This window comes from Sulfitobacter sp. M39 (assembly GCF_021735935.1).
In the GTDB taxonomy this organism is placed as follows: domain Bacteria; phylum Pseudomonadota; class Alphaproteobacteria; order Rhodobacterales; family Rhodobacteraceae; genus Sulfitobacter.
This window is the reverse complement of the sequence record NZ_WMDZ01000001.1, coordinates 1,625,971-1,651,287: the sequence shown is the minus strand read 5'-3', so window position 1 is coordinate 1,651,287 and position 25,317 is coordinate 1,625,971. Positions and strand designations below refer to the sequence as shown.

The 25,317-nt window shown below is 62.4% G+C and carries 24 protein-coding genes; 6 read left to right on the top strand and 18 right to left on the bottom strand.

The window, feature by feature from the left end; all coding sequences use genetic code 11:
• Window positions 1–64: 64 nt before the first annotated feature.
• From GLP43_RS07940 to yajC, 9 genes are all read right to left on the bottom strand, one after another.
• A complete protein-coding gene (locus GLP43_RS07940; RefSeq protein ID WP_005852653.1) occupies window positions 65–604 on the bottom strand; it encodes a DsbE family thiol:disulfide interchange protein in 540 nt (179 codons plus the stop codon).
• Window positions 597–746 (bottom strand): heme exporter protein CcmD, encoded by a 150-nt coding sequence (ccmD, locus tag GLP43_RS07935; RefSeq protein WP_107277682.1) that lies wholly within the window; start codon window positions 744–746, stop codon window positions 597–599. The genes GLP43_RS07940 and ccmD overlap by 8 nt, the downstream gene beginning before the upstream one ends.
• Window positions 746–1,480, bottom strand: coding sequence for a heme ABC transporter permease (locus GLP43_RS07930; RefSeq protein WP_237278881.1), 735 nt, complete (start codon window positions 1,478–1,480; stop codon window positions 746–748). Before GLP43_RS07930 ends, ccmD begins: the two co-directional genes overlap by 1 nt.
• Window positions 1,481–1,532: 52 nt before the next feature.
• Window positions 1,533–2,189, bottom strand: coding sequence for a heme exporter protein CcmB (gene ccmB, locus GLP43_RS07925; protein WP_237278880.1), 657 nt, complete (start codon window positions 2,187–2,189; stop codon window positions 1,533–1,535).
• Window positions 2,186–2,803 (bottom strand): heme ABC exporter ATP-binding protein CcmA, encoded by a 618-nt coding sequence (gene ccmA / locus GLP43_RS07920; protein WP_237278879.1) that lies wholly within the window; start codon window positions 2,801–2,803, stop codon window positions 2,186–2,188. Before ccmA ends, ccmB begins: the two co-directional genes overlap by 4 nt.
• 1 nt (window position 2,804) lies before the next feature.
• Window positions 2,805–3,158 (bottom strand): Mth938-like domain-containing protein, encoded by a 354-nt coding sequence (locus GLP43_RS07915; protein WP_237278878.1) that lies wholly within the window; start codon window positions 3,156–3,158, stop codon window positions 2,805–2,807.
• A gap of 167 nt (window positions 3,159–3,325) precedes the next feature.
• Window positions 3,326–4,294 (bottom strand): protein translocase subunit SecF, encoded by a 969-nt coding sequence (gene secF, locus GLP43_RS07910; RefSeq protein ID WP_005852644.1) that lies wholly within the window; start codon window positions 4,292–4,294, stop codon window positions 3,326–3,328.
• Between the two features lie 11 nt (window positions 4,295–4,305).
• Window positions 4,306–5,955 (bottom strand): protein translocase subunit SecD, encoded by a 1,650-nt coding sequence (gene secD / locus GLP43_RS07905; protein ID WP_237278877.1) that lies wholly within the window; start codon window positions 5,953–5,955, stop codon window positions 4,306–4,308.
• A 36-nt stretch (window positions 5,956–5,991) separates the two neighbouring features.
• Window positions 5,992–6,270: a preprotein translocase subunit YajC gene (gene yajC / locus GLP43_RS07900; protein WP_237278876.1), complete on the bottom strand. Its 279-nt coding sequence runs from the start codon at window positions 6,268–6,270 to the stop codon at window positions 5,992–5,994.
• 265 nt (window positions 6,271–6,535) lie between these two features.
• Here yajC and serS point away from each other — a divergent pair, with 265 nt between their 5' ends.
• Window positions 6,536–7,828, top strand: coding sequence for a serine--tRNA ligase (serS, locus tag GLP43_RS07895; RefSeq protein ID WP_237278875.1), 1,293 nt, complete (start codon window positions 6,536–6,538; stop codon window positions 7,826–7,828).
• Window positions 7,829–7,887: 59 nt separating this feature from the next.
• Window positions 7,888–8,595 carry a tryptophan-rich sensory protein gene (locus tag GLP43_RS07890; RefSeq protein WP_237278874.1) on the top strand — a complete coding sequence of 236 codons (708 nt, stop codon included), beginning with the start codon at window positions 7,888–7,890 and terminating at the stop codon, window positions 8,593–8,595.
• Between the two features lie 59 nt (window positions 8,596–8,654).
• Here GLP43_RS07890 and der read toward each other — a convergent pair whose 3' ends face one another.
• Genes der through GLP43_RS07875 form a run of 3 tightly spaced genes read right to left on the bottom strand, consistent with a single transcriptional unit; the run spans window position 8,655 to window position 12,328 of the window.
• Entirely contained in the window at window positions 8,655–10,130 is a 1,476-nt protein-coding gene (gene der, locus GLP43_RS07885) for a ribosome biogenesis GTPase Der (protein ID WP_037962876.1), read from the bottom strand.
• A gap of 50 nt (window positions 10,131–10,180) precedes the next feature.
• Window positions 10,181–11,560 (bottom strand): outer membrane protein assembly factor BamB family protein, encoded by a 1,380-nt coding sequence (locus tag GLP43_RS07880; protein ID WP_443069464.1) that lies wholly within the window; start codon window positions 11,558–11,560, stop codon window positions 10,181–10,183.
• Between the two features lie 54 nt (window positions 11,561–11,614).
• Entirely contained in the window at window positions 11,615–12,328 is a 714-nt protein-coding gene (locus GLP43_RS07875) for a tetratricopeptide repeat protein (RefSeq protein WP_237278873.1), read from the bottom strand.
• Between the two features lie 230 nt (window positions 12,329–12,558).
• Here GLP43_RS07875 and GLP43_RS07870 point away from each other — a divergent pair, with 230 nt between their 5' ends.
• Window positions 12,559–13,809: an efflux RND transporter periplasmic adaptor subunit gene (locus GLP43_RS07870; RefSeq protein ID WP_237278872.1), complete on the top strand. Its 1,251-nt coding sequence runs from the start codon at window positions 12,559–12,561 to the stop codon at window positions 13,807–13,809.
• Window positions 13,806–17,648: an efflux RND transporter permease subunit gene (locus GLP43_RS07865; RefSeq protein WP_237278871.1), complete on the top strand. Its 3,843-nt coding sequence runs from the start codon at window positions 13,806–13,808 to the stop codon at window positions 17,646–17,648. Before GLP43_RS07870 ends, GLP43_RS07865 begins: the two co-directional genes overlap by 4 nt.
• Window positions 17,649–17,651: 3 nt before the next feature.
• On the opposite strand, the gene GLP43_RS07860 is transcribed toward GLP43_RS07865, so the two are convergent.
• Window positions 17,652–18,878 (bottom strand): multidrug effflux MFS transporter, encoded by a 1,227-nt coding sequence (locus tag GLP43_RS07860; RefSeq protein ID WP_237271864.1) that lies wholly within the window; start codon window positions 18,876–18,878, stop codon window positions 17,652–17,654.
• A gap of 235 nt (window positions 18,879–19,113) precedes the next feature.
• Between GLP43_RS07860 and GLP43_RS07855 the strand changes: the two genes are divergently transcribed.
• The gene (locus GLP43_RS07855) at window positions 19,114–19,572 is read left to right on the top strand and encodes a DUF302 domain-containing protein (protein ID WP_237278870.1); all 459 of its coding nucleotides are present in this window, start codon (window positions 19,114–19,116) and stop codon (window positions 19,570–19,572) included.
• A gap of 31 nt (window positions 19,573–19,603) precedes the next feature.
• Here GLP43_RS07855 and GLP43_RS07850 read toward each other — a convergent pair whose 3' ends face one another.
• Window positions 19,604–21,403 (bottom strand): ABCB family ABC transporter ATP-binding protein/permease, encoded by a 1,800-nt coding sequence (locus GLP43_RS07850; protein ID WP_237279941.1) that lies wholly within the window; start codon window positions 21,401–21,403, stop codon window positions 19,604–19,606.
• 143 nt (window positions 21,404–21,546) lie between these two features.
• On the bottom strand, window positions 21,547–22,794 hold the full coding sequence (locus GLP43_RS07845) for a LysM peptidoglycan-binding domain-containing protein (RefSeq protein WP_237278869.1): 1,248 nt from the start codon (window positions 22,792–22,794) through the stop codon (window positions 21,547–21,549).
• A gap of 111 nt (window positions 22,795–22,905) precedes the next feature.
• On the opposite strand from GLP43_RS07845, the gene GLP43_RS07840 reads away from it, so the two are divergent.
• Window positions 22,906–23,460, top strand: coding sequence for a TIGR00730 family Rossman fold protein (locus GLP43_RS07840; RefSeq protein ID WP_005852616.1), 555 nt, complete (start codon window positions 22,906–22,908; stop codon window positions 23,458–23,460).
• Window positions 23,461–23,733: 273 nt separating this feature from the next.
• Here GLP43_RS07840 and GLP43_RS07835 read toward each other — a convergent pair whose 3' ends face one another.
• The 3 genes from GLP43_RS07835 to GLP43_RS07825 all read right to left on the bottom strand — a co-directional run bounded on the left by GLP43_RS07835 (window position 23,734) and on the right by GLP43_RS07825 (window position 25,148).
• A complete protein-coding gene (locus GLP43_RS07835) occupies window positions 23,734–24,189 on the bottom strand; it encodes a host attachment family protein (RefSeq protein WP_037962902.1) in 456 nt (151 codons plus the stop codon).
• The gene (locus GLP43_RS07830) at window positions 24,186–24,395 is read right to left on the bottom strand and encodes a hypothetical protein (protein WP_237278868.1); all 210 of its coding nucleotides are present in this window, start codon (window positions 24,393–24,395) and stop codon (window positions 24,186–24,188) included. The genes GLP43_RS07835 and GLP43_RS07830 overlap by 4 nt, the downstream gene beginning before the upstream one ends.
• A 153-nt stretch (window positions 24,396–24,548) precedes the next feature.
• Window positions 24,549–25,148, bottom strand: coding sequence for a superoxide dismutase (locus tag GLP43_RS07825; RefSeq protein ID WP_237278867.1), 600 nt, complete (start codon window positions 25,146–25,148; stop codon window positions 24,549–24,551).
• Window positions 25,149–25,317: the final 169 nt, after the last annotated feature.

Sequence of the window (25,317 nt, the reverse complement as noted above, 5' to 3'; positions counted from 1 at the left end):
TCGGGGCGCAGCCTGCTACGGGCCATGCCTTCGGCGAGGATTTAGGGCCATTTGGAAGCGGGTGTCAGTTCTTCAGAGCGTCTTGCAGCGCCGGCAGAAAGCGTTGTTCGTAGTCACTGCCGACCAGTGGACCGGCGTAGCGGAACAGCACCGTGCCGTCGCCCGCGATGATGAATGTCTCTGGCGGGGCGGTGACGCCCCAGTTGATGGCCGTGCGTCCCTGAGGGTCAAAGGCGACGCCTTCGAAGGGGTTGCCATCATTGGTCAGGTAGCTGGTTGCGGGGCCGATCGTGTCTTTAAAGTTGACCCCGATGATCGACAGCCCCTGCGCCTGCATATCAAGCAGTTGCGGATGTTCGGCGCGGCAGGGCGGGCACCAGCTGGCCCAAAAGTTGACCAGCGTCACCTCGCCATTGGTCAGCACATCCGGTGCCGCGGCGGGAAACCCTTCCAGCGGTTTTTCCGGCAGCGCGGGGGCCATCTGCCCCACCAGCGTCGAGGGCAGCCCTTCGGGATCGGGGCGGAACATGCCAAAGGCGGCAAGTGCCACGAAACCGGCGAAGACCAGCGGTGGCGCGATCATGAGCGGAGAGATTTTAGCCATCTTTACGGGCCTCTATATCAGCAAGTGTGGCGCGGGCCTTGCGCCCTTTGTTCAGGCTCAGCCCCACCAGCCCCGCCAGCAGCAGCAGCGACACCCCATAGGCGGCCAGCACCTCGGCGGCGTATTTCCCAAGCTCCGGCATCATGTGCCCCTTTCGCTGCGCGCCAGCAGCGCGCGGGCGCGGCGCAGGCGGATTTCGGTCCCTGTGCGGTACAGGACCAGCGCCAGAAACAGCAGGCCAAAGCCGACCATACTGATCAGCAGCGGGTAGAAAAACACATCCGACACGGTACGCCCACCGGTGGCCAGCGGGACAGAGGTACCTTGATGCAGACCCTGATTCCAGAACTTGACCGCATAGCGCGACAGTACCGCAAAGACCGAGCCCACCAGACACAGGACCGAGGTCAGGTCTGCTGCGGTATCGGGGTCCTCGACCGCTTCCCACAGGGCGATATAGCCAAGGTAGAAAAGGAACAGGATCAGAAAGGACGTCAGCCGCGGATCCCATGCCCACCAGGTGCCCCACATAGGCTGCCCCCAGATCGCACCGGTGATCAGCGCGATCACTGTCATGGTGACGCCCACAGGGGCCGCCGCCTTGGCCGCAAGGGCGCTGACGTGATGCCGGCGGATCAGCCAGACCAGCGAGGCCACCAGCATCATGAACCATGCGTTGATCGCCATCAGCGCCGCGGGCACATGTAGGTAGATAATCTTGACCGTCGATCCCTGACGGTAATCATCCGGCGTGCCGAAAAAGCCCCAGCCCAGACCGACGATCAGACACAGCGCCGCCCCCCCCCAGACATAGGGTTGCACGCGCGCCGAGAGGCCTAAAAATTTCACCGGATTGGCGTATTCCCATAAAGACATGGCGGGGTTCTATCGCTCCGTTTCTTGGCACTCAATGGTCAAAAGCGCGCACTCACCTTAAGGTCATCCGCAGCACCGCGGCAGAAGCAAAGGGCATTAGCGCGATGGTGCCAAAAGTGATGCCAGCCAGCAGGGTCAGCGGGGTCGTGGCATCCAGCCCCATCGCGCCGCGGCGCGCGGCCTCTGCCCCGAAGATCAGCGTCGGAACGTACAGCGGCAGCACCAGCAGCGACATCAGCAGCCCGCCGCGTTTGATGCCCACGGTCAGCGCCGCGCCAAAGGTGCCGATCACCGACAGCGCGGGCGTGCCCAGACCCAGCGAGGCCACCAGCCACAGATATCCCGAAGGCGCGAGGTTCAGCATCACCCCCAACACAGGTGCCGCCAGCACCAGCGGCAGCCCTGTCGTCACCCAGTGGGACAGCGCCTTGACGCTCAACGCAGCCTCAAGCGGCAGCGGTGCCGTGGCCAGCAGGTCCAGCGTGCCATCCTCAAAATCCAGCGCAAGCAGCCGGTCGAGCGAGAGCAGGCAGGCCAGCAGCGCGCCCAGCCAAAGCACACCGGGCGCAATGGTCCCCAACAGATCGGGTTGCGGTCCGACCGAGAAGGGCACCAGCACGGTCACAATCAGGAAGAACGCCAGCCCGAGACCAAAGCCCCCGCCCGCCCGAAAGGCAAGCATCAGGTCACGGCGCAGCAGGGCGATCACAGGAAAGCCTCGTCACTGGCACCGCTGCGCAGTGATGGTTTGGCGCGAAACGGGGTGATGTCAAAGCTATGCGCATTCAGGCCAAGCTCGATATGGGTCGCGATCAGCGCCGTGCCGCCTGCCCCCAGATGCGCCGTCACCGCCGCGGCGAAAAGCCTGACGGCGGCGGCGTCCAGCGACACGGTCGGCTCGTCCAGCACCCAGATGGGCCGCCCCGTGACCATCAACCGCGCCAGCCCCAAGCGCCGCTTTTGCCCCGCCGACAAGGTGCCCGCCAGCCGGTCTTGCAGCGGCTTAAGGTCATAGGCGGCCAATGCCTCGGTGATATCGCGTTGCCCGAAGACCTGTGCCCAGAATGTGAGGTTTTCGCGCACGCTCAGCATCGCTTTCAGCCCGTCGGCGTGCCCGGCGTAGGCGATGGTTTCCTCTGCCCCGTCGATCTGCCCCGACAAGGGCGGTTGCAGCCCCGCGATGCAGCGCAGTAGCGTGGTCTTGCCCGCCCCGTTCGGCCCACGCAGGATCAAGGCGGTCCCCGGTTCAATCGCAAAGGACACCCCGTCCAGCACGGGCACACCGCCGCGCGCGACAGCAAGGTCGGTGACACGCAGGGTCATATCAGACGGGGATCATCGCCAAGGCGATGCGACGGCCTTCGCTGAGCAGGACGTTATAGGTCCGCGCCGCGGCGGGGGACGACATGACATCCACCCCGATGCCCGCGTCTTCAAGCGTGCTGCGCAGGTCGGCCGGGATATGCGCAATCTCGGCCCCCGTGCCGATGAACAGGATGTCGATCTTGCCCGCCAGCGCCAGAAGCGGGGCGTGGTCGTCGAAGCCCTGCCACGGAGAAACCCCAGAGGTGCCTGCGATCACCGGCCCTTCGAACAACTCGCCACCGATCCGGAAGAAACCGGCGCCATAGCCTTCGACGGGTTTGGCATCCGAATACACGACCTCGTTCAAACGCATGATGTTCTCCTTCTCGCGGGGGCTGCGCGATCATAGCGGATCACGCGCGGACAATACAGGGCAACTAGCGGTGAAATGGGGCGGGCCCTATGGGCAAAGCGTCGCGCCGGAGGCGGGCGCGGAACGGTGCTGCCAGCAAGGGGGTGCCCTGCTGGCAGCGAAATATATTACGCGTCGATGTTGGCGTATTGGCCGGTGTTATTGTTGTCTTTCTTGGACCAGTCGCGTTTGACGCCCAGAAACAGCACGACGTTCTTGGCCACATAGACCGAAGAATAGGTGCCCACAACAACACCCCATGTGATCGCGAAGACAAAGCCGCGGATCACATCGCCGCCCAGAACCAGCAGCGCGATGAGCGCGAGCAAGGTGGTTCCCGATGTCATCAAGGTCCGGCTCAGGGTCTCGTTCACGCTGAGGTTCATGATCTCGCGCAGGTCGCGTTTCTTGTATTTGCGCAGGTTTTCACGCAGGCGGTCAAAGATCACCACGGTGTCGTTGATCGAATAGCCGATGATGGTCAGGATCGCCGCGATCACCGCCAGATCGAACCGGATCTGCAACGCCGAGAAAACGCCGATGGTCAGCACCACATCGTGGAACAGCGCCGCGACCGCCCCGACAGAGAACTGCCATTCGAACCTGAGCCAGATGTAGATCAGGATCGCCCCGAGGGAGGCGGCAACCGCCAGAAACGCGGTCTGGATCAGCTCGCCCGACACTTTGGGGCCAACAGATTCGACCGAGGTGAATACGATGTTCGGGGCCACGGTTTTCAACGCTTCCTCGACATTCTGGATCATCTCGGGGGATGCGGCCTCTTCGCCCTCCTGGGCCTGGATGCGGACCATCGCGACATGTTTGGTGCTGTCGCTGGCAGGGTCAAACACCTCTGAGATGGACACATCGCCAAGCTCTAGCGGTTCCAGCGCCGTGCGGTAGGCCGCCACGTCCACGGCTGCGTCACTTTGCGTGCGCAGGGTCGTCCCGCCGCGGAAGTCGATGCCGTAGTTCAGGCCCATGGTGAACCACACGGCCAAGGCCAGCAGCACCGCCACACAGGACGCCCCAAAGGTCAGTTTGGCGTGTTTGAAGAAGTCGATATTCGTATCGTCGGGGATCAGTCTCAGCCGCATGGTGCGCGTTCCTATACCGTGATTGTCTTGGGACGGCGGCGTTCAAACCAGAACACCACGATCAGACGTGTGACGAAATACGCCGTAAAGACCGACGTGACGATGCCAAGCCCCAGCGTCACCGCGAACCCGCGCACAGGGCCGGAGCCAAGCACAAAGAGGATCGTTGCAATGATGAAGGTGGTGATGTTGGCGTCCAGAATGGCGCTAAGCGCGCGTTCATAGCCAAGGCTGATGGCGCGGGCCGGTCCCTTGGCAGTCTTGAGCTCTTCGCGGATGCGTTCAAAGATCAGCACGTTGGCGTCAACCGCCATACCCACTGTCAGAACGATCCCCGCGATACCGGGCAGGGTCAGCGTGGCACCAATCAGGCTTAGCAAACCAAAGATCATGCCGACGTTGATGATCAGCGCGATATTGGCAAACAGCCCGAACAGCCCGTAGCTGGCCCACATAAAGAACAGCACCGCGCCAAAGGCGACGCTGGTCGCGATCTTGCCCGCGTCAATGCTGTCTTGACCCAGTTCCGGCCCGATGGTGCGTTCCTCGACAAAGGTCAGCCCCGCGGGCAAGGCCCCTGCCCGCAGCAAGACGGCCAGATTGGTGGATTCCTCGACCGTGAAGTTACCGGTGATGATGCCCGACCCGCCGGGGATCGCGCTTTGGATGGTGGGGGCGCTGATAACCTCGTCATCCAGCACAATGGCGAAAGGCGCGCCGATGTTCTCTGCCGTGTAGGTGCCGAACTTGCGCGCGCCGGTGGTGTCAAAGCGGAAGCTGACAGCGGGGCGGCCGTTCTGGTCAAAGCTGGGCTGCGCATCGACCAGCTGTTCGCCGGTCACCACAGGCGCGGTTTCGATGATGTAGAAGACACCGGGCGCTTCGGCGTCGGGCAAAAGCGAATTGCCCAGACCCGGTGCCGCGTTTTCGTTCGCGCCACGGTTCACCACGGGGTTAAACGTCAGCTGCGCGGTGGTACCGATGATCGCTTTCAGCTCTGCGGCCGACCCGATGCCGGGCACCTGAATAAGGATACGGTCCGAACCCTGACGCTGGATCGTGGGTTCGCGTGTGCCGACCTCGTCGATGCGGCGGCGGATGATTTCCAGCGACTGCTGCATCGTGCGCTCGTCCGTGGCCTGTTTCTCGGCATCGGTCAGCGTGACGGTGATGATGTCATTGGCACCGTTTACCACGATGTCGTTTTGCCCTGTGCCCGTCAGCGACTGCACGGGGCGGGCCAACGCACGGGTCGCCTCCAGCGCTTGCGCCATGACAGAGGCATCGTTGATGCGCACGCGCAGCTCGCCGGTGGGAGCGTCAACGCGGCGGACCGGCGTGATCGAGCGCAGCGCATCGCGCACCTCGGGCCAGGCGGCTTCCATCCGGTTGGCGTACACGTCTTCGACATTCACTTCGGCCAGCAAATGGGCCCCGCCGCGCAGATCGAGGCCAAGGTTGACCAGACGTTCCGGCATCCACTCGGGCCAAAGCGCCTTTTGCGCCTCAAGCTCGGGGGTGGATCCGGCGACGCTGATCGCCTTGACCGCGTCATTGTGCTGTTCGACGGGGCCGTAGAACGCATTGGGCAGCGCCAGCCACAGGCCAGCGGCACAGGTGAGGATGATCAACACCCGTTTCCACAGATCAATCTGAAGCATGGTACTGCCCTTTTCTGGACTCGCCCGAAGGGGCGCTTACTTGGCTGGTTCTGTCTTGGAGACGACGGTGGCGATGGTCGATTGGACAACGCGTACTTTGACGTTGTCGGCCAGTTCGACTTCCAGCTCGCCGTCCTCTTTGACTTTGACGACCTTGCCGATCAGACCGCCAGCGGTGACCACCTGATCGCCACGACGCAGACCGTCCACCATTGCCTTATGCTCTTTCACCTTCTTTTGCTGAGGGCGGATAAGCAGAAAATACATGATCGCAAAGATCAGGATCAGGGGTACAAATTGCTGAATGGCTTCCATGGAGGTCGTCCTTTGTGTTGGGCGCATGCCGCAAACGGCCTGCCGTCTAGGTTTGGCGGAACCTATGGTCAGACGCGGGGCTTTGCAAGGTGGGTTCCGGGGGGAAATGGCGCTGCCCGGTGTCGCAGCCTGCAATAAGCTGTTTGCGCAAGCATCCAAGGCCCCAATCCCCCCCCCGGCGCAACCACATCTGGCACCGCGATCCACAATCGGGCATAACGCGCGCAACGCAGATCATGCGACTCGGACGACAAAGGAACAGCCCATGCACGACATCAAAGCCATCCGTGAAAACCCCGATGCTTTCGACGCCGCCCTCGCACGGCGCGGCGACACCCCTGTGAGCGCGCAGGTACTGGCACTGGACGAGGCACGGCGGGCCAAGATTTCAGCAGCGGAAACCGCGCAGGCCGAGCAAAACAAAGCCTCCAAACTGGTGGGCGCGGCCAAGGCAAAGGGCGACGAGGCCGAATTCGAACGGCTGCGTACCTTGGTCAGCGACAAGAAGGCCGAAGTCACCGCCATGCAGGCAGAGGCCAAGGATCTGGACGCGCAGTTGACCGACATGCTGGCGCGCATCCCCAACCTGCCCGCCGATGATGCCCCAGATGGCGCGGACGAGGCTGACAATGTCGAAGTGAACCGCTGGGGTGATGTACCAACGTTTGATTTTAAGGCGAAAGAGCATTTCGAGATCTCCAGTGTCGCGGCGTCAATGGATTTCGAAACCGCCGCCAAAACCTCCGGCGCGCGGTTCGTCATGCTCAAAGGTGCGGTCGCGCGGGTCCACCGGGCCTTAGCCCAGTTTATGATCGATACCCATGTCGATGAAAACGGGCTGACCGAACATATGACCCCCGTGCTGGTGCGCGACGAGGCGATGTATGGCACTGACAAGCTGCCCAAGTTCGGCGACGACAGCTATCAGACCACCAACGGCTGGTGGCTGATCCCCACCTCCGAAGTGACGCTGACCTATTCGGTCGCCGGTGACGTACTGGAAGAAGCCGCCCTGCCCCGCCGGATGACCGCCCACACCCTGTGCTTCCGTTCCGAGGCAGGCAGCGCGGGCCGCGACACGTCGGGCATGCTGCGCCAGCACCAGTTCGAGAAGGTCGAGATGGTATCGGTCACCCACCCCGATCAGTCGGACGACGAACAAAAGCGTATGCTGCGCTGCGCCGAGGATATGCTGGAACGTTTGGGCGTGCCGTACCGCACCGTGATCCTGTGCTCCGGTGACATGGGCTTTGGCGCGCGCCGGACCTTTGACATCGAGGCATGGCTCCCCGGTCAGAACGCCTACCGCGAGATCAGCTCTGTCTCGACCACGGGCGATTTTCAGGCGCGCCGGATGAACGCACGGTTCAAACCCGCAGATGGCGGCAAACCGCAGTTCGTGCACACGTTGAACGGGTCCGGTCTGGCCGTTGGGCGCTGCCTGATCGCGGTGCTGGAAAACGGCCAGCAGGCCGATGGGTCGGTCAAACTGCCCGAGGTGCTGGCCCCCTATCTGGGCGGCAAGACCACTTTGGGCGTCGACGGCACGCTCAGCTGATTGAACGCGGGGATCATCGGGCTATCTGAGGCGAAAACCACTTTTCGCAAGGTAGCCCGATGTCCCGTTCTCTTACTGCCCTTTTGACCTTTCTGCTGGCGATCGGCTTTGCCGTGTCGCCTTTTTTTGTCTCCGGCTTTAACGGCTTTTCGCCGGACCAATTCCCCATTCCCCAAGACAACCCGCCGGTGCAGCCCGCGGGCTATGCGTTTTCGATCTGGGGGCTGATCTATGTCTGGCTGATCGTTGGCATGGGCTGGGGCCTGTGGAAACGCCGCGAGGATTACCTTTGGCACGACATGCGCCTGCCGCTTGCGCTGTCGCTGTTTGTGGGCTGTTTCTGGCTTGCCGTGGCCGTGGCCAGCCCGATCTGGGCGTCGGTGCTGATCTGGGTGATGCTGGTGTCGGCGCTTTACGCGTTGTTCCGCGCCCCGCGTGAGGATCGCGGCTTTGCCGCCCTGCCCGTGGGGCTTTATGCGGGCTGGCTAAGCGCGGCCTCCTGCGTGTCTTTGGGGCTGCTGGCGGCCGGCTATGGCTGGATGAGCGGGCCAACCGCGGGGCTGGTCTTTGTCGGGCTGGCGATCGTGATTGCAGCGGGGGTGCAATCGTCGCTGATGCGTGCGCCGACCTATGGGATCGGGGTGATCTGGGCGCTGGTCGCTGTGGTGGTGGCGAATGTCGCGACGGCCCCGACCATTGCGGCGCTGGCCGCGGGGGGCGCCATCGCGTTAATCCTGCCCACCTACCGGTCATGGCGGCGCGGCTAAACGCAAAGGACCGGAGTTTCGAAAACTCCGGCCCCAATTTTTCGCAAATTCTACAGTCCTTAGCGGTCCTTGCGGTGCCCGTCGGTATGTTTGCGCAGCTTCGACGGTTTCGCTTTTTTGCGCCCCTTATAGGGGTTGGCGTCCGACTGGCCGCGCATCCACAGGCGGATCGGCGTGCCCGGCATATCAAAGTCGAGCCGTAACCCGTTGACAAGATAGCGGTTATAGCTTTCCGGCACCTTATCGGGGTGGCTACACATGACCACGAACCCCGGCGGGCGGGTCTTGGCTTGGGTCATATAGCGCAGCTTGATACGCTTGCCCTGCGGCGCGGGGGGCGGGTGTGCCTCCATCATGCCAGACAGCCAGCGGTTGAGCTGTGCGGTGGTGACACGGCGGTTCCAGACCTCATAGGCGCGCATGATCGCGTTATGCAAGCGGTCCATTCCGCGCCCGGTCTTAGCCGAAACGGTCACCAAAGGCGCGCCCTTGAGCTGCGGCAGAAGCCGTTCAAAACTTTCGCGCAGGTCTTTCAACTTGCCCTGTTTGTCCGTCTCAAGGTCCCATTTATTTACGGCAACCACAACGGCACGGCCTTCGCGTTCGGCCAGATCGGCGATGCGCAGGTCTTGCTGTTCAAAGGGGATATCCGCATCCAGCAGAACCACCACAACCTCGGCGAACTTCACCGCACGCAAACCGTCGCTGACGCTCAGCTTTTCGAGCTTTTCCTGCACCTTGGCGCGTTTGCGCATCCCGGCGGTGTCAAAGATCCGCATTGGCACGTCGAACCAGTCGGTTTGCAGCGAAATCGCATCACGGGTGATCCCCGCCTCCGGTCCGGTGAGAAGACGATCCTCGCCCATAATCTGGTTGATCAGGGTGGATTTCCCCGCGTTCGGACGCCCTACGACGGCCACCTGCAAGGGCTTGGTCTTGGTGGGGACGGGCATGGGTGCCTCTTCGTCGCCCAGTTCGGCTTCTTCCTCGGTCAGGTCCACATCTGTTTCCGGCGCATCGGTTTGCGCCCGCTCGGCAAAGCCGTCGGCGATTGGCATCAGATGGGTGTAGAGATCGTTCAGCCCCTCGCCGTGTTCGGCAGACAGGCGGATCGGTTCGCCAAGGCCAAGGCTGTAGGCCTCGATCACACCGGCGTCGGCGGCTTTGCCCTCGGCCTTGTTGGCGGCCAGAATAACATGGGCGGATTTCTTGCGCAGGATATCGGCAAAGACCAGATCAGACGGCGTGACACCCACGCGGGCGTCGATCATGAACAGGCAGATGTCCGCCATATCCACGGCACGTTCGGTCAGGCGGCGCATCCGGCCCTGCAGGCTGTCGTCGGTGACTTCTTCAAGTCCGGCGGTATCCACCACAGTGAATCGCAGGTCGGCAAGCCGCGCCGCGCCTTCGCGCAGATCGCGCGTCACACCGGGCTGATCATCGACCAACGCCAGCTTTTTACCGACCAGACGGTTGAACAGCGTGGATTTCCCGACGTTGGGACGGCCCACAATGGCGAGGGTGAAAGACATGGAACGGCTCCGAAGACTAGGTCAAGCCCGCCGCTTAGCCTATTTGCGGCCTAACGGAAAGCGTGCAATTGCCCTTTCGCGGATACGACGTACAGAACGCCCCCTGCCACGACCGGCGCAGTGGTCGCCCCGCCGGGGATCGTCACCTGTGCAACCAGCGCCCCATTGGTGGGGTCAAAGCTGCGCAGCGTGCCATCGCTAGAGGCCACGATCACGCGGCCACCGGCAAGGATGGGGCCGTAGTTGCCAAAGACCTCGGACTGGCGCTTGGGCTTGTCCTTGACGAAATTCGGCAGCGGTGTGCCCCAGATGCGGGTGCCGGTGCTGGCATCCAGACGCACCAGTTCGTTCAGGTCGGTCACGACAAAAACGCTGTCGCCTGCGGGCCAAACGGGACCGATCGCGCCTTCGCGTGCGGTCCACTGGCGTTCGCCGCCGCCAACGCTCAACGCCGCCAGACGGCCCGACTGGTTGCCCACGTAAACGGTATCGCCAGAGATTACCGGCGCGCTTGTCACGTCAGAGATATTGGCCAGCGCGCGCCCCGGGCGTTTGCCCACGACAGACGTGTTCCAACGATCTAGCCCACCCTGACGGAAGAGCCCTTGCACCTCGCCCGAGCCAAAGGCCAGCACGGCGATCTGCGACCCCACGGCGGGGGCCGGTGCGCCAAGCACATTGTTGATGCTGCTGGTCGATCCGGTCTGCCATTGCACGCGGCCGTTGGATTTGTTCAGCGCCCAGCCGGTATCGTCGCTGGAGGTGAAATAGACCATATCGCCAAAGACTGTCGGTGCCCCCGATCCGGTGCCGTCGATATCCTGCGTCCAGCGCGTGCCGCCACCGTCGACATCCAGCGCCGTGACCGACCCGAAGCCGAGCGAGACATAGACTGTGTTGCCATCGACGGCCAAGCCGCCGCCTGTCGCATCGCCCTGCCCGTCGCTTTGCGGCGTCAGGTCACGGGTCCATAGTGTGGCCCCCGATGTGGCAGAGGTCGCGGTGACCGTCGCACCGGAATCGATGGTGAACACACGTCCGCCCGACACGACAGGCGTCGCGGTGATGCGTTGCTTGCGGCTGTCGCCCTTCCCGATAGAGGCCGACCACGCAAGCTGCGGTGCTGCACCAAGCGCGGGGTGGCTGACGCGTGTGCTTGGCGTGCCGGGGCTTTGCGACCAGCTGGCGTTGGTGGTCGCCGCGGGCAGCGAAATCGCGCGTGTTGTATTGGCTGGCACCGGCGCATCGGCGGGGGCTGCAAAGCCGTCGCTGCCTTGCAGGACCGATCGCACATCCTCGCGCACGCCGGGCAGAATCACCTCTGGTTCGGCGCAGGCCGACAGCAGCAGCGATGCCACCACCGCCCCCATCCCAAGTGAGGCACGGCGCGTCGACGTGGGTTTCAAGGAGATGCTGTGGAGAATGGTCATGGCCCTGCTCGCTTTGCTCTTTAAGTCCGTGTCACCTGAAGGGTTCAGGCAGGATTAGTTATTGTCTGCATCCAGCGCCGGCACGGTGTCCGTTTGCGGCGCGGGGGCTGCGGTACCCATTTGCGGATCCCCCCCCAAGGCGACAATCACCTGAAGGGCGCGTTGTTGCAAGTCCGAGGTCACATCCGCATCGTTCAGGATACCCTGATAGCGTTCGATCGCCGCCTCGGGGGCGTCTTCTTCGATGTCGATCATGGCCAGTTGTTCTTGCGCCAGCAAGCGCAGGCTGCTGCCCGGCTGCGCCAGATTTTCCAACGCCAGACGGCGTTCATTGGCGGGCATATCCGATCCTTGCAGGGTAATCGCCTTGAACTGGGCGATTTCGCGGTAGATCGCGGGCACATCCGCATCCAGCCCGATGCCGTTCAAGGTGGCGACGGCGGCGTCGGTCTCGCCTGCTTCGGCTTGTTCTGCAGCTGTTAGCAAGCCCAGCATGGCACCGGCGCGGGGGTTTGTAGCCTCGATGTTTTCAAAGGCGGCAGCGCGGGCGGCTGTATCCTCGGCGGAAAGCGCTGCAAACATCGCGTCGCCAAGGGTTTCCGCCTCTGCGCGGGCCTGCGCTTTTTGGTATTCGTTCCACGCGGCCCCGCCGACCAGCAGGATTACGGCAAGCACCGCAATCCAGCCATAGCGTTTGAGCATAAAGTAGAACCGGTCGCGGCGGACCTCTTCGTTTACTTCGTCGATGAAACTGTCTGTATCGCTCATGTGGTACCCGTCCCGCCTGATTTAACGCCCCTCTTAACCTGCGGCTGCGGGGCTGCCAAGGGCTTGGCTGCACAGCAAGTGACCCACGCGTTGTTCACAAGGTCGCATGTCGCAAGTTTTTTTTAATAGTGAACTATGCAGTTCAGTTTTATTCGCTTAAGCATTTGGCCCTATAGCATACGACATACTGCGGTGCCGCAACGCCCGCGTTTCACTGAACCGAGGCCCGAATGCGTATCTTCCCCCTTCTTGCGGCCATCGCCGTTTCCGCCCTGATGTATATGGCAATCTTCGAACGTGACGCCCTGTTGGGGCTGGCACAGGGGGCCGCGCAACCTCCTGCCCCTGCGACGGATGCCGACAGCGCCGATACCGCGTCCCCGTCCGATGTGGCAGAGCCCGCGCGGGTGAAGGTCGTGGTGCAGCGCAGCGTGGCGGCACCGCTCGCCTCTGCCGTGATCGTGCGCGGTCAGACCACGGCGGCGCGGCAGGTGGCGGTCAAGGCGGAAACCTCTGCCGTTGTGGTATCGGCCCCGCTGCGCAAGGGCGCGACCGTGAACGCGGGCGATGTGCTGTGCGAGCTGGACCCCGGCACCCGTGGCGCGCAACAGGCAGAGGCGCAGGCCCGCCGCGACGAAGCACAATCCCGCGTCCCCGAGGCCCAGGCCCGCGTGGCCGAGGCGCAGGCGCGTCTGGATGAAACCCTGATAAAGCTGAACGCCGCACAAAAACTGGGCGAAGGCGGGTTTTCGTCGCAGACCACGCTGGCCACCGCCGAAGCTGCTGTCGCCGCCGCGCGCGCCGCCCTCAGCTCTGCCGAGGCGGGGTTGAATGCGGCCTACTCTGGCATTGAGGCTGCGGAGGCCGCTGTTGCCAGCACCCAGGCCGAGATTAACCGGCTGACCCTCACCGCGCCGTTCGAGGGGCTGCTGGAAAGCGACACCGCAGAGCTTGGCAGCCTGCTGCAAACCGGATCGCTCTGCGCGCAGGTGATCCAGCTTAACCCGATCAAACTGGTGGGCTTTGTCCCCGAGACCGAGGTTGACCGCGTCAGCCTTGGTGCGCAGGCGCAGGCGCGGCTGGCCGCGGGCGAGCGTCAGATCGCGGGCACCGTCACCTTTATCTCGCGCGCCTCCGATCCGACGACGCGCACCTTTCAGGTGGAAATCGAGGTGCCCAACTCTGATCTGAGCATCCGCGACGGCCAGACCGCCGAAATCGCCATCGCCTCGGCCGGGGTCGAGGCGCATCTGCTGCCGCAATCGGCCCTGACGCTGAATGATGACGGCACCCTTGGCGTGCGTCTGATCGACGCCGAGAATACCGTTGATTTCGCCGCGGTCACGCTTGTGCGCGACACGCCTGAGGGGATCTGGGTCACCGGCCTGCCCGCGCAGGCGAATGTCATCGTTCTGGGACAGGAATATGTCACCGCAGGCGTGACCGTGACCCCGACCTTCCGTGACGAGGCCCCGGAATGAGCGGCATGGTCGATTGGGCCGCGGGCCGTGCCCGCATGGTCATGGCGTTTATCCTGCTGAGCCTCGTGGTGGGGGGCTATGCCTATTCTACCCTGCCCAAAGAGGGCGAGCCTGACATCGAGATCCCCGCGCTTTTCGTCTCGGTCCAGTTTCCGGGCATCTCTGCCGCGGATAGCGAAACCCTGCTGGTCAAACCGATGGAGACGGAGCTTTCCGATCTGGACGGCCTGAAGACCATGACCGGCACCGCCGCCGAAAACTACGCCGGTGTCGCGCTGGAGTTCGAATTCGGCTGGGACAAGTCCAAGATCATGGCCGACGTGCGCGACGCGATGAGCACGGCAGAATCCAAATTCCCCGAAGGCTACGAGAAATATTCGATCACAGAGATCAACTTTTCCGAATTCCCCATCATCATCGTCAACCTCACCGGCCCCGTGCCCGAACGTACTATGGCCCGCGTCGCACGTGATCTGCAGGACGCGCTGGAAGGCGTGGATGCGGTGCTTGAAGCAGGGTTGGCGGGCGACCGTGACGAGATGCTTGAGGTGCTGATCGATCCCTTGCGGCTGGAAGCCTATGACGTGACCGCGGGCGAGCTGATCAATGTGGTGCAGAACAATAACCAGCTGATTGCCGCGGGTGAAGTGCAGTCGGATCAGGGCAGTTTCTCGGTCAAGATCCCGTCCTCCTTTGATGAACCGCGCGATGTCTATGCGCTGCCGGTTAAGACCAACGGCGACCGCGTGGTGACACTGGGCGATCTGGCGACCATCAACCTGACCTTTGAAGACCGCGAAGGCACCGCGCGGTTCAACGGGGAAAAGACGCTGGCGCTGCAGGTGGTCAAACGCAAGGGCTATAACCTGATCGACACCTCCACGCAGGTGAAAGAGATCGTCGCCGCCCAAAGCGCCGCTTGGCCCGAGGGGCTGAAAGCCGCTGTCACGCTTGGCACGTCGAACGATCAAAGCCGCATTGTCGACAGTATGGTGCAGCAGCTTCTGGGGTCGGTCTTTACCGCAATTGCATTGGTGATGATCGTGGTGCTGGCCGCCCTGGGGATCCGTGCGGCCCTGCTGGTGGGCTTTGCGATTCCCACGTCGTTCCTGCTGTGTTTTGCCTTTCTCGCACTGATGGGGATTTCCATCTCGAACATCGTGATGTTCGGGCTGATCCTAGCGGTGGGGATGCTGGTGGATGGCGCGATTGTTGTGGTGGAATATGCCGACGCGCGCCAGCAACAAGGCGAAGGCCCCATGGCCGCCTATGTCGAGGCTGCCAAACGCATGTTCTGGCCCATCATCTCGTCCACCGCGACCACGCTTTGCGCGTTCCTGCCCATGTTGTTCTGGCCCGGCGTCCCGGGGGAATTCATGGGCATGTTGCCGGTCACGCTGATCTTTGTGCTCTCCGCCTCGCTTGTGGTGGCGCTGATCTATCTGCCCGTCATGGGCGGCGTCACCGGACGGCTGGAACGCTGGATGGCGCAGAATATGACTGCCATCGCCAAACTGCGGTTCTATCTGCATCTGCTGCTGTTTCCAATTGTCGCCGCGATGATCGCCCTGCCGCTGGCGCTGATGCAACCGCTGTTTGCCGTGATCTCGGCGCAGTTCGCGGGCATGGACGGGCTGGATATCCTTGGCTCGGTCATTCCGGTCTTTGCCGTGGTCTTTATCTGCATCGCCGTGCTCTGCGCGCTGGTGGCGGTGGCGATATCGGGCGTGCTTTTGGGGCTGACCAGCTTTTTCGCGCTGTTCACCCGCATGGGCCGCGGGGGCCGCTGGGTCACATCGCGGCTGTTTCGCAAAGAGCCCACCGTGATCAAGGCCGGCTACCGTCGATCAGCCTTCGGGCGGGTCATTGCCTTTATCGCGGGCAATCCGGTGATGCCGCTGGTGGTCGCGGGGGTCGTCTTTGTCTTTGTCGGCACCACGATGATCTTCTTTGGCAACAACAGCAAAGGCGTGGAATTCTTTGTCGAATCCGAACCCGAGCAGGCGATCGTCTATGTGCTGGCCCGGGGCAACCTGTCGCTGGCGGAAAAAGACGCGATCATGCAGCAGGCTGAGGCGATCGTACTGGCGCATCCCGGAGTCTCTACCGCCTTTGCCTTTGCCGGTGAAGGCGGGCTGGACAGCAATACCGGCGGGGCGCAGGCCCCCAAGGACAGCATCGGTCAGGTGCAGCTTGAAACCATCCCGTGGGAAGACCGCGCCCTGCGTCCGGAACTGGACGGCGACATCGTGATCGCAGAGCTCACGGAAGAGCTGAGCGCGATCCCCGGCATCAAGATCGAAATCCTCGCACAGGCGCGCGGCCCCGCGTCGGGCAAGCCGGTGCATCTGCGTCTGAAATCCGACAGTTTCACCGATCTGATCGCCGCGACGGCACAGGCCCGTGACACCTTCGAGAAAACCCCCGGCCTGACCCTGATCGAAGACACCCGCCCCCTGCCCGGCATCGACTGGCAGATCGACGTAGATGTCGCCAAGGCGGGGCAATACGGGGCTGATGTGGTCACCGTCGGCGCAATGGTACAGCTGGTCACCCGCGGGCTGCTGCTGGACACGATGCGGGTCGACAGCTCTGACGAAGAGATCGAGATCAGGGTGCGCCTGCCGCAAGAAGACCGTGTGCTTAGCACGTTGGACACGCTGAAGGTGCGCACGGCGGACGGGCTGGTGCCGCTGTCGAATTTCATCACCCGCACCCCCGTGCCCAAGCTGGCAGAGATCAACCGGATCGATCAGAAACGCTATCTTGATGTGAAGGCCGATGTCTTCCCCGGGCTGGTCAAGCTGGTGCGCACGGTGGATGCCTCCCAAGGCACGGCACAGGCAGGCACCGCGCAAACGGGCACGGCACAGGCGGGCGAGACGACAATCACCCTCGCCACGATGCGCCCTGCGGGGGACGCGGGCGATATCACGGGGCCCGAGGGCGCGTCCTTCAGGATCACCAACCGGACCAATGCCGCCCAAGGCGTCGATCTGCAACAAGAGCTGGACAATGGCACTCTGCGGATGATCCCGATCAATGCCAACGAACGGATTGCGGAGCTGACCAAATGGCTGGAAACCCGGCCCCTGCCCGCGGGCGTCAGCTATGAATGGACCGGCGACCAAGAGGATCAGGCCGAAAGTCAGGCTTTCTTGTCCTCGGCCTTTACCGCGGCACTGGGGTTGATGTTCATCATCCTGCTGGCGCAGTTCAACAGCATCTACAACTCGGTGCTGGTGCTGCTGGCGGTGGTGCTATCGACCACGGGCGTGCTGATTGGTATGTTGGTGATGGATCAGACGTTCTCGATCATCATGACGGGCACGGGGATCGTGGCGCTGGCGGGGATTGTGGTGAACAATAACATCATCCTGATCGATACCTATCAGGAGTTCAGCCAGTACATGCCGCGGATCGAGGCGATCATTCGCACGGCGCAGGCCCGTATCCGCCCCGTTTTGCTGACCACCATCACCACAATGGCAGGGCTTGCGCCGATGATGTTCGGGCTTAGCCTCGACTTTGCCAATGGCGGCTACACCATCGACAGCCCCACGGCGCTATGGTGGAAACAGTTGGCAACGGCGGTGGTCTTTGGTCTGGGCATCGCCACGGTTCTGACGCTGCTGGTCACCCCGTCAATGCTGGCGATCCGCGTGTGGGCCACCACCTACGCCCGCTGGATCGCGCGGCTGCTCGCCAAGATGTCACTGGGGCGCGCCAGCAAATCCGCGCAGGACTGGGCGCTGGCGCGCGACGCACGCAGGCTGCAAACAACCGTGATCCAGTGGGAGGACACCGGACCGCCGGCCCATACCCCACCGGCAGAATGACCCTTAGGCCGCGGCGGGCATCTGATCGGCCGCCGCAGCATCCTGCTGCTGGCGCAGCTTGGGCATGGTAAAGATCACCAGCCCCAATGCGGCCACACCACAAAGCGCGATGCTCACCACCATGGGCACGGCGGTGCCGTCAAAGAACGGCGTCGTCGCAGCGATGCAAAAGGCACCGGTCAGCATCGTCAAGCTCCCGCTGAGTGACGATGCCATACCCGCGCGCCGCCCGTGGGCATCCAGCGCCGCGACCATCGCCGACGGCACCACGACCCCCAGAAAGGAATAGGCCAGAAACAGCCCGATCAACAGCACCGGCAGCGTGCCGAAACCGGCCAGCACTACGCCCGTCAACAGCGCAGAGCAGACGGCAAAGCCGGTGACACCGCGCCCGATCAGCGTGGCAAGCCCCCACATATCCGCCAGACGCCCCGCCGCTTGGGTGGCGATAAAGAACCCCACCGCGTTAAAGGCGAAGGCCAGCGAGAACTCGGTCGGGGTCAGCCCGAATTGACCGGTGTAGACGAAGGACGCGCTGGAGATAAACAAAAAGAAGCTCGCCATGCCGAAACCCGCAATAAAGGTCAGGCCGACGAACACCGGATCGCGGAACAGAATACCACAACTGCGCGACAGCTCGCGCAGATTGACCTTGCGGCGCTTGTCTGCGGTCAGCGTTTCAGGCAGCGCGATCTGCGCCATCGTCAACGTCGCCGCCGCAAGGATCGCAAGGGCGAGGAAAATCTCGCGCCAGCTGCCAAAGCTGACCACCGCGCTGCCCGCCAAGGGGGCCAGCATGGGCGAGACCGAGATCACCAGCATGATCGACGACATCAACCGCGTCGCCTGCGCACCGGTGTACATATCGCGCACAATGGCACGGGGAATGACCATCACCGTCGCCCCGCCGATGCCCTGCACCAGACGCCCCAAGACCAGCGTCTCGATGTCGGGGGCGACAGCACAGATCACCGCGCCGACGCAGAAAATGCTCATCCCGATGGCAAGGGTCTTTTTGCGCCCGATCTGGTCGGACAGTGGCCCATAGACCAGCTGCGACACGCCGTAGGCGAGGAAATAGGCGACCAGCGTGATCTGGGCCGCCGAGACAGAGACATCCAGCGCCTCTTCGATCGCGGGCAAGGCAGGCAGATACATGTCGATGGCAAAAGGACCTGTCACACAGATAGAGCCAAGAATAAGGGCGGTACGGAACATTCCGGCAGGCATGGGTAGTCCTTCAAATTTATGGGCAAGGCTGTGGGGGTGCCGCGCGTCGTGGCGCTCGGCCAGCGCTGAGCTAGCACATATGCCCCCGACGGCAAGAATGCACCATGTTGTTTGTATGCATATACCGGCAATTCACTGCTTGTTGATCGAATTTTGCTCGTTCATGGGGCAAGGCGTACTAGGTTCCATAGGGAAGCCGTGGCCTGCGGGCCGCGCAAACCGAAGGAGAGACCTCATGATCCGCAAGACACTCGCCGCGACAACGCTCGCCCTGACGACGTTGGCCGCCCTGCCCGCCGCCGCCGACATCATCACCAAGATGAGCCCCCATTCCGTGCCCGACACAATCGACCGTCTGGAAGCAGCCGTGACCGAAGCCGGTGCCACGGTCTTTGCCCGCGTGGACCACGCCGAAGGAGCGACCAAAGTGGATATGGAGCTGCGCCCGACCACGCTGCTGATCTTTGGCAACCCCAAGCTGGGCACGCCTGCGATGCTGGACGGTCAGACCGCCGGTCTGGACCTGCCCATGCGTGTGCTGGCCTATGTCGATGACAGCGGCATGGTGCATGTCAGCTACCACGACCCCGCCACATTGGCCGCAGACCACGGGTTGCCCGATGACGCGGCATACCTGACCAAAATGACCGGCGCGCTGGACAAGCTCACCGACAAGGCTATCGCGGAGGAATAAACCCGCGCCTACCAGACCTTAGTAACGCCAGCTATTCGCCCTCGGATTGCTGGCGTTGCCACAGCTGCGCATACCGCCCGTTGCGTGCCAGCAGATCGTCATGGGTGCCTTGCTCAATTACCTCGCCCTGTTCCAGCACGACGATACGGTCAGCCTCGGCCACGGTGGACAGACGGTGCGCGATGGTCAGCACCGTGCGCCCCTTGCCCGCCTGACGCAGGGCATCCTGAATCTCGTGCTCCGTCTCGCTATCCAGCGCGCTTGTTGCTTCGTCCAGCAGCAGGATCGGCGGGTTTTTCAACAGGGTACGCGCGATACCGACTCGCTGCTTTTCCCCCCCCGACAGTTTCAGCCCGCGTTCGCCCACGGCGGTTTCATACCCGTGGGGCAAGCGCTGGATAAAGTCGTGGATCTGCGCCGATTTTGCTGCCGCTTCGATGTCTTCTTGCGTGGCGTTATCGCGGCCATAGGCGATGTTATAGCCGATGGTATCGTTGAACAGCACGGTATCCTGAGGCACCACGCCAATCGCGCGGTGCAGGCTGTCTTGGGTCACATCGCGGACATCTTGCCCGTCCACGCGCACGGCACCGCCCTGCACATCGTAGAAGCGGAACAGCAAACGCCCGATGGTGGATTTCCCCGATCCGGTAGAGCCGACAATCGCCACCATCTCGCCAGGGGCGGCTTCGATCGACACGCCCTTGAGGATCTGTCGGTCGTCGTCATAGCCAAAGCGCACGTTGTCTAGCGTGACACGCCCGCCGGAGACGTGCAGCGCAGGGGCGTCGGGCTTGTCCGAGATTTCGGCCGGTTGATCGAGCAGCGTGAACATCTGCCCCATATCGACCAGCGCCTGCCGGATTTCGCGATAGACGGTACCAAGGAAGTTCAGCGGCACGGTCAACTGCACCATATAGGCGTTGACCATAACGAAATCCCCCACGGTGAGATCTCCGTTCTGCACCCCGATGGCGGCCAGGATCATCACGCCGACCAACCCGCAGGTGATCAGCAACGACTGGCCGAAGTTCAGGAAGGCAAGCGAGTAGTTCGTCTTGATCGCCGCCTCTTCATAGCCCGCCATCGCTGCGTCATAGCGCTGCGCCTCGCGCTGTTCGGCGACGAAATACTTGACGGTTTCATAGTTCAGCAGGCTGTCGATGGCCTTTTGATTGGCATCTGTGTCGCGGTCATTCATCTGGCGGCGCAGCTTCACGCGCCACTCGGTCACCGCGAAGGTAAACCAGACGTAAAGCCCGATGGTGACCGTCACGATCAGCAGATACCACGCGTCAAACAGCACGGTCAGGATGATGCCGACCAGCAGCAGCTCCAGAATCAGCGGCCCGATGGAGAAGAGCAGGAAGCGGAGCAGGAATTCCACACCCTTGACCCCGCGTTCGATGATCCGGCTCAGCCCGCCGGTCTTGCGCGTGATGTGATAGCGCATCGACAGCTTGTGGATATGCTCGAACGTCTCCAGCGCAAGCATCCGCAGGGCGCGCTGGCCGACACGGGCAAAGACCGCGTCGCGCAGCTGTTGAAAGCCCACGTTCATCGCGCGGGCCATACCATAGGCGATCGTCAGCCCCACCGCGCCAAGCGCCAGAAACGGCACGCCCTCATTCGCAAGAGCATCCACCGCGTCTTTGTAAAGCACTGGAATAACAACAGAAATCAACTTGGACACCACCAAGAAGATCAGCGCCCAGACCACGCGTTTCTTGACCCAAGGCATATCGTCGGGCCACAGGTACGGGGCCACCTTGCGCAAGACAAGCAGGTTCGACTGCCGCTCTGCAGCTTGGGCGATCTCCTCTTCTGTCATGGGATATTGGGTGGCGGGTTTGGGCTGGCTGGCAGTGCGCGGGCTATCGGCTGACATGAACGATCCTGTGTGGTTGCCCCTTACATAGGGCCGTCAGCCGGATCATGCCAGTGCAGCTGCCTCATCCGCGTGCATAGCCGCTATTAATCCGGCAGATCAAAGACCTGACCGGGGTAGATCAGATCGGGATCCCGAATTGATGAGCGGTTGGCGGCAAAGACGCGCACATAGAGCGTCGGGTCGCCATAGCGTTCGCGGGCGATGGCCCAAAGCGTGGCCCCTTCCTGCACGGTCACCGCCTTGATCGGGCCGTCGTTGCCTGCGCTGGCTCGGGCCAGCACCTCGGGGGATTCACGTTTGAAGGGGGTTTCGACGCGGCTGATCACGTCCCCGCCCTGATCCAGTTCATCGACGCGCAGGGTGTAGATGCCGGTCTTGATATCCTCGATATCGCCGCGCCAACGACCTTGGGGGTCCACTTCAAGCGCGCCGACGCTGCGGTTGTCCAGATAGACCCGCACAGAAGACGCCTGCGCCTGCGCGCGCCCCGCCAGCCGGACCTCGCCCTCATCGGAATAGGTGATCGTGTCGAGCGCGATGCGGTCGGTCACCTCTGGCGCGGTGCCGGGCAGTAATTCCACACCCTCGGCGTCGGATTTCAACAGGGCGACGGGCGCATCGGCGGTGGGGGGCGTGGGGTCTGGCTGGGGTGTCACGGCGGCGACCTCGGTCATCTCGGGGGCGCTGTCAATCGGGGTGCCCCCCTGCGGTTCCACGACCGGAGCGGGGGCCGTTTCAGGGGCCGTGTCGTCGGGCGTGGCCTCTGATGTGGTGTCTATGGATACGTCCAATGTATCCGCCAGTGCCACCTGCGCCACGGCAGGAGCGGTGATCGGGGCCAAGATGACTTCCTCGACCGAGGCGACGGGGCCTGTTTCGGCATCCGCGCTCAGGCTCAGGATCTTGCCGCTGCCATCGGGGGGCAAAATGGCGAGCGTTGCGAATTTGCCAGAGCGGTCGGCCTGCGCGCTGGCGACCTCTGCCCCGTTGCTGATCACGCTGACGCGGGCCCCTGGTGCTGCGCGGCCTGCGATCACGGTCATCCCGTCCCCCTCGCGGCGCACCTCGTCAAAGCTGGGGGTGGCGGGCGATGCGGCGGGATCAGGCGTTTGCGGCGCAGCGGGAACGGTGGCGGCGGCCGTGGTGTCTTTGGGTGCGGTGGTGGTCTGCGCGGGGGGCTGGGCCGCGGGTTTCGGCTGGGCCGCGGTGTCCTTCGCCGTATCCGGCACAACGGGACCCGCATCTTGCGACCAGATATATCCCGCAACAGCAACCGCCACGACCAGCGCAGTGCCCGCAAACTGAGCACCCCGCGTTTGAAACACCGACATCCCGTTCATCCCTTTGAACTTCCCCACATTGAGGACTTGTACCAAGCAGGCTATCACGGGTCAAAATGCAGCTGCATGCCATGTGCATATTCGCAAAAAGGACCCCCGTTTATGATCCAGAAATCCGTATGTGTTTACTGCGGCTCACGCCCCGGTGATGACCCCGAATATACCGCACAAGCCGACGCTTTGGGCCGCGCTTTGGCCCAGAACGACTGGCGGCTGGTCTATGGCGCGGGGGACGTGGGGCTGATGGGCACCGTTGCACGCGCGGCACAAACGGCGGGCGGCACGACCTTTGGCGTGATCCCCGATCATCTGGTGAAATGGGAGGTCGGAAAGACCGATTTGACCACCTATGTCGTGACCGAAACCATGCATGAACGCAAAAAGGTGATGTTCATGAATTGCGATGCCGTGGTGGTCCTGCCCGGAGGTGCCGGATCACTGGACGAGCTGTTCGAAGTGCTGACCTGGCGCCAATTGGGGCTACATCAGAAGCCGGTAATCCTATTGAATACAAATGGTTACTGGGATCCCCTAACAGCGCTTCTGGATCATGTCGTCGCCCGCGGCTTTGCCGAAGAAAGCCTGCTTGGCTATGTGGATACGGTCGATGACGTTGACGGCGCGCTGGACGTTCTGCGCCGCAGCCTGACCGCGTAGAGGTACGGACGGCAGTTCGCGCGGAAGCACGCGCGCTTGTGCGGAAAGCGTCTGCGCGGCAACGGGTTGAAAGGCGGCGGAGCAGGGTCAGGAGTGCTATAGGCGGTAGGTGAAAACGGCCTTTGCCATCCCTTCCCTGTGCTGCCGATCAGCGAACGCACAAAAGGGCACCCACGCGTCGATGCCCTTTCAATTCACCGCCCTGCGGCAACCCGAAGTCCTATCGATCCGACCGCATAGCCAGAATTCGACTGTTGCTATGCGGCCACATGGTTACGCTGTTTCAAGCGTCGATTTCACGATATTCTCGATCTCTTCAATCGGGTGGTTCGTCAGCGTCTTGGGGATTTCGCCCACGACTTTATCTGCGACCTCTTTGTGCATCTCGTGACGCAACTCGCCCAGAGTGTTCGGCGGCGCGACCAGAATGATCTTGTCGAACTTGCCCTTATGCGCCTGTTTGTACAGGATATCCGCCAGCTCGCTGGCAAAGCGGTCCTTGGACAGCTGGTGCCAGTCAGTGTCGTCCACAGCCGAGCGGTGCACAGACGGGCCATCGTTGAAGCGTCCACGACGATTAGCGGCTTGATCGCGGTTCGGCGGATTTTCCTGCTCTTCCTCGCGGAAGACCTGCAGGAACGGATCCTCCCCGTCGGTCTCATTCACCATGAACAGCGCTTTTTCACCGTCTGCGATCAGCACCCAGGTGCCATTTTCAATCTTGGTCATGCGTCTTCTCCGTGGTTGCGTTTGTCTTCGCCGGTGACGCGGGTGTCAGCGCCGGGTTTGTCGACCACCTGTTTCTCTTCGTCCTGGGTGCCGACATCGCGTTGCAGCCCGCCGCCAAAGCGGCCCTGATGGTCAATATCATCGGCTTCGCTGATGTATTTGTCGGTTTCCTTGACGCCGTCCTTCGATCTGTGACGCTCTGCCATCGTGGTCTCCTTCTCATCTTGTGGGTTCACGGATAAAACGCCCCAGTCACGCCGGTGGTTCCACAAGAAAAGGCCCCACAGCGGAATGCTGCAGGGCCTTTCACATAAATATTTCAACAGGTTGGCGTGATGCCTTAACCCATCATATCGTGATTACATGCGCGATGCGACGTTATCCCAGTTGACCAGATTGTCGAGGAAGTTCGACAGGTAGTCGGGGCGCGCGTTGCGGAAATCGATGTAGTAGGAGTGTTCCCAAACGTCGCAGCCCAGCAGTGCGGTCTGACCAAAGCAGACAGGGTTCACGCCGTTTTCGGTCTTGGTCACTTTCAGGCCACCATCGGTGTCCTTGACCAGCCACGCCCAACCGGAGCCGAACTGACCGCCACCGGCTGCTTTGAATTCATCCTTGAACTTATCGACAGAGCCAAAGCTTTCGGTGATCGCTTTTTCCAGCTCGGACGGCATTTTGCTGTCTTCAGGGGACATCATTTCCCAGAACTGGTTGTGGTTCCACAGCTGGCTGATGTTGTTGAAGATACCGCTTTGCGCAACCGCGTCAGGGTTGTAGGTGCCCTTGATGATTTCCTCGAGGGTCTTGCCTTCCCACTCGGTGCCTTCAATGGCTTTGTTGCCGTTGGTCACATAGGCGTTGTGGTGCTTATCGTGGTGATATTCCAGCGTTTCCTTGGACATACCTTTGGATGCAAGCGCATCGTAGGCATAGGGAAGATCAGGAAGAGTAAAAGCCATGAGAAAAGCCTCCGTTATTGAATTGCGTCTGGGTCACATGAAGCCCGTCCCGTCATAAGGTCAAGTGCTGATCGACCCGCGAGGGGGAAACCGGCACAGCTGACGGGGCGCTTCTATCGTCACCCGCTTAAGGGTAAAACGGCTGGCCTACGCGAATGTTCCCGCCAGA

Bases quoted from the DNA above. Each gene is read 5' to 3' on its own strand.
- GLP43_RS07940 (WP_005852653.1), bottom strand. From the start codon at position 604: ATGGCTAAAATCTCTCCGCTCATGATCGCGCCACCGCTGGTCTTCGCC.
- ccmD (WP_107277682.1), bottom strand. From the start codon at position 746: ATGCCGGAGCTTGGGAAATACGCCGCCGAGGTGCTGGCCGCCTATGGG.
- GLP43_RS07930 (WP_237278881.1), bottom strand. From the start codon at position 1,480: ATGTCTTTATGGGAATACGCCAATCCGGTGAAATTTTTAGGCCTCTCG.
- ccmA (WP_237278879.1), bottom strand. From the start codon at position 2,803: ATGACCCTGCGTGTCACCGACCTTGCTGTCGCGCGCGGCGGTGTGCCC.
- GLP43_RS07915 (WP_237278878.1), bottom strand. From the start codon at position 3,158: ATGCGTTTGAACGAGGTCGTGTATTCGGATGCCAAACCCGTCGAAGGC.
- secF (WP_005852644.1), bottom strand. From the start codon at position 4,294: ATGCGGCTGAGACTGATCCCCGACGATACGAATATCGACTTCTTCAAA.
- secD (WP_237278877.1), bottom strand. From the start codon at position 5,955: ATGCTTCAGATTGATCTGTGGAAACGGGTGTTGATCATCCTCACCTGT.
- yajC (WP_237278876.1), bottom strand. From the start codon at position 6,270: ATGGAAGCCATTCAGCAATTTGTACCCCTGATCCTGATCTTTGCGATC.
- serS (WP_237278875.1), top strand. From the start codon at position 6,536: ATGCACGACATCAAAGCCATCCGTGAAAACCCCGATGCTTTCGACGCC.
- GLP43_RS07890 (WP_237278874.1), top strand. From the start codon at position 7,888: ATGTCCCGTTCTCTTACTGCCCTTTTGACCTTTCTGCTGGCGATCGGC.
- der (WP_037962876.1), bottom strand. From the start codon at position 10,130: ATGTCTTTCACCCTCGCCATTGTGGGCCGTCCCAACGTCGGGAAATCC.
- GLP43_RS07880 (WP_443069464.1), bottom strand. From the start codon at position 11,560: ATGACCATTCTCCACAGCATCTCCTTGAAACCCACGTCGACGCGCCGT.
- GLP43_RS07875 (WP_237278873.1), bottom strand. From the start codon at position 12,328: ATGAGCGATACAGACAGTTTCATCGACGAAGTAAACGAAGAGGTCCGC.
- GLP43_RS07870 (WP_237278872.1), top strand. From the start codon at position 12,559: ATGCGTATCTTCCCCCTTCTTGCGGCCATCGCCGTTTCCGCCCTGATG.
- GLP43_RS07865 (WP_237278871.1), top strand. From the start codon at position 13,806: ATGAGCGGCATGGTCGATTGGGCCGCGGGCCGTGCCCGCATGGTCATG.
- GLP43_RS07860 (WP_237271864.1), bottom strand. From the start codon at position 18,878: ATGCCTGCCGGAATGTTCCGTACCGCCCTTATTCTTGGCTCTATCTGT.
- GLP43_RS07855 (WP_237278870.1), top strand. From the start codon at position 19,114: ATGATCCGCAAGACACTCGCCGCGACAACGCTCGCCCTGACGACGTTG.
- GLP43_RS07850 (WP_237279941.1), bottom strand. From the start codon at position 21,403: ATGACAGAAGAGGAGATCGCCCAAGCTGCAGAGCGGCAGTCGAACCTG.
- GLP43_RS07845 (WP_237278869.1), bottom strand. From the start codon at position 22,794: ATGTCGGTGTTTCAAACGCGGGGTGCTCAGTTTGCGGGCACTGCGCTG.
- GLP43_RS07840 (WP_005852616.1), top strand. From the start codon at position 22,906: ATGATCCAGAAATCCGTATGTGTTTACTGCGGCTCACGCCCCGGTGAT.
- GLP43_RS07835 (WP_037962902.1), bottom strand. From the start codon at position 24,189: ATGACCAAGATTGAAAATGGCACCTGGGTGCTGATCGCAGACGGTGAA.
- GLP43_RS07830 (WP_237278868.1), bottom strand. From the start codon at position 24,395: ATGGCAGAGCGTCACAGATCGAAGGACGGCGTCAAGGAAACCGACAAA.
- GLP43_RS07825 (WP_237278867.1), bottom strand. From the start codon at position 25,148: ATGGCTTTTACTCTTCCTGATCTTCCCTATGCCTACGATGCGCTTGCA.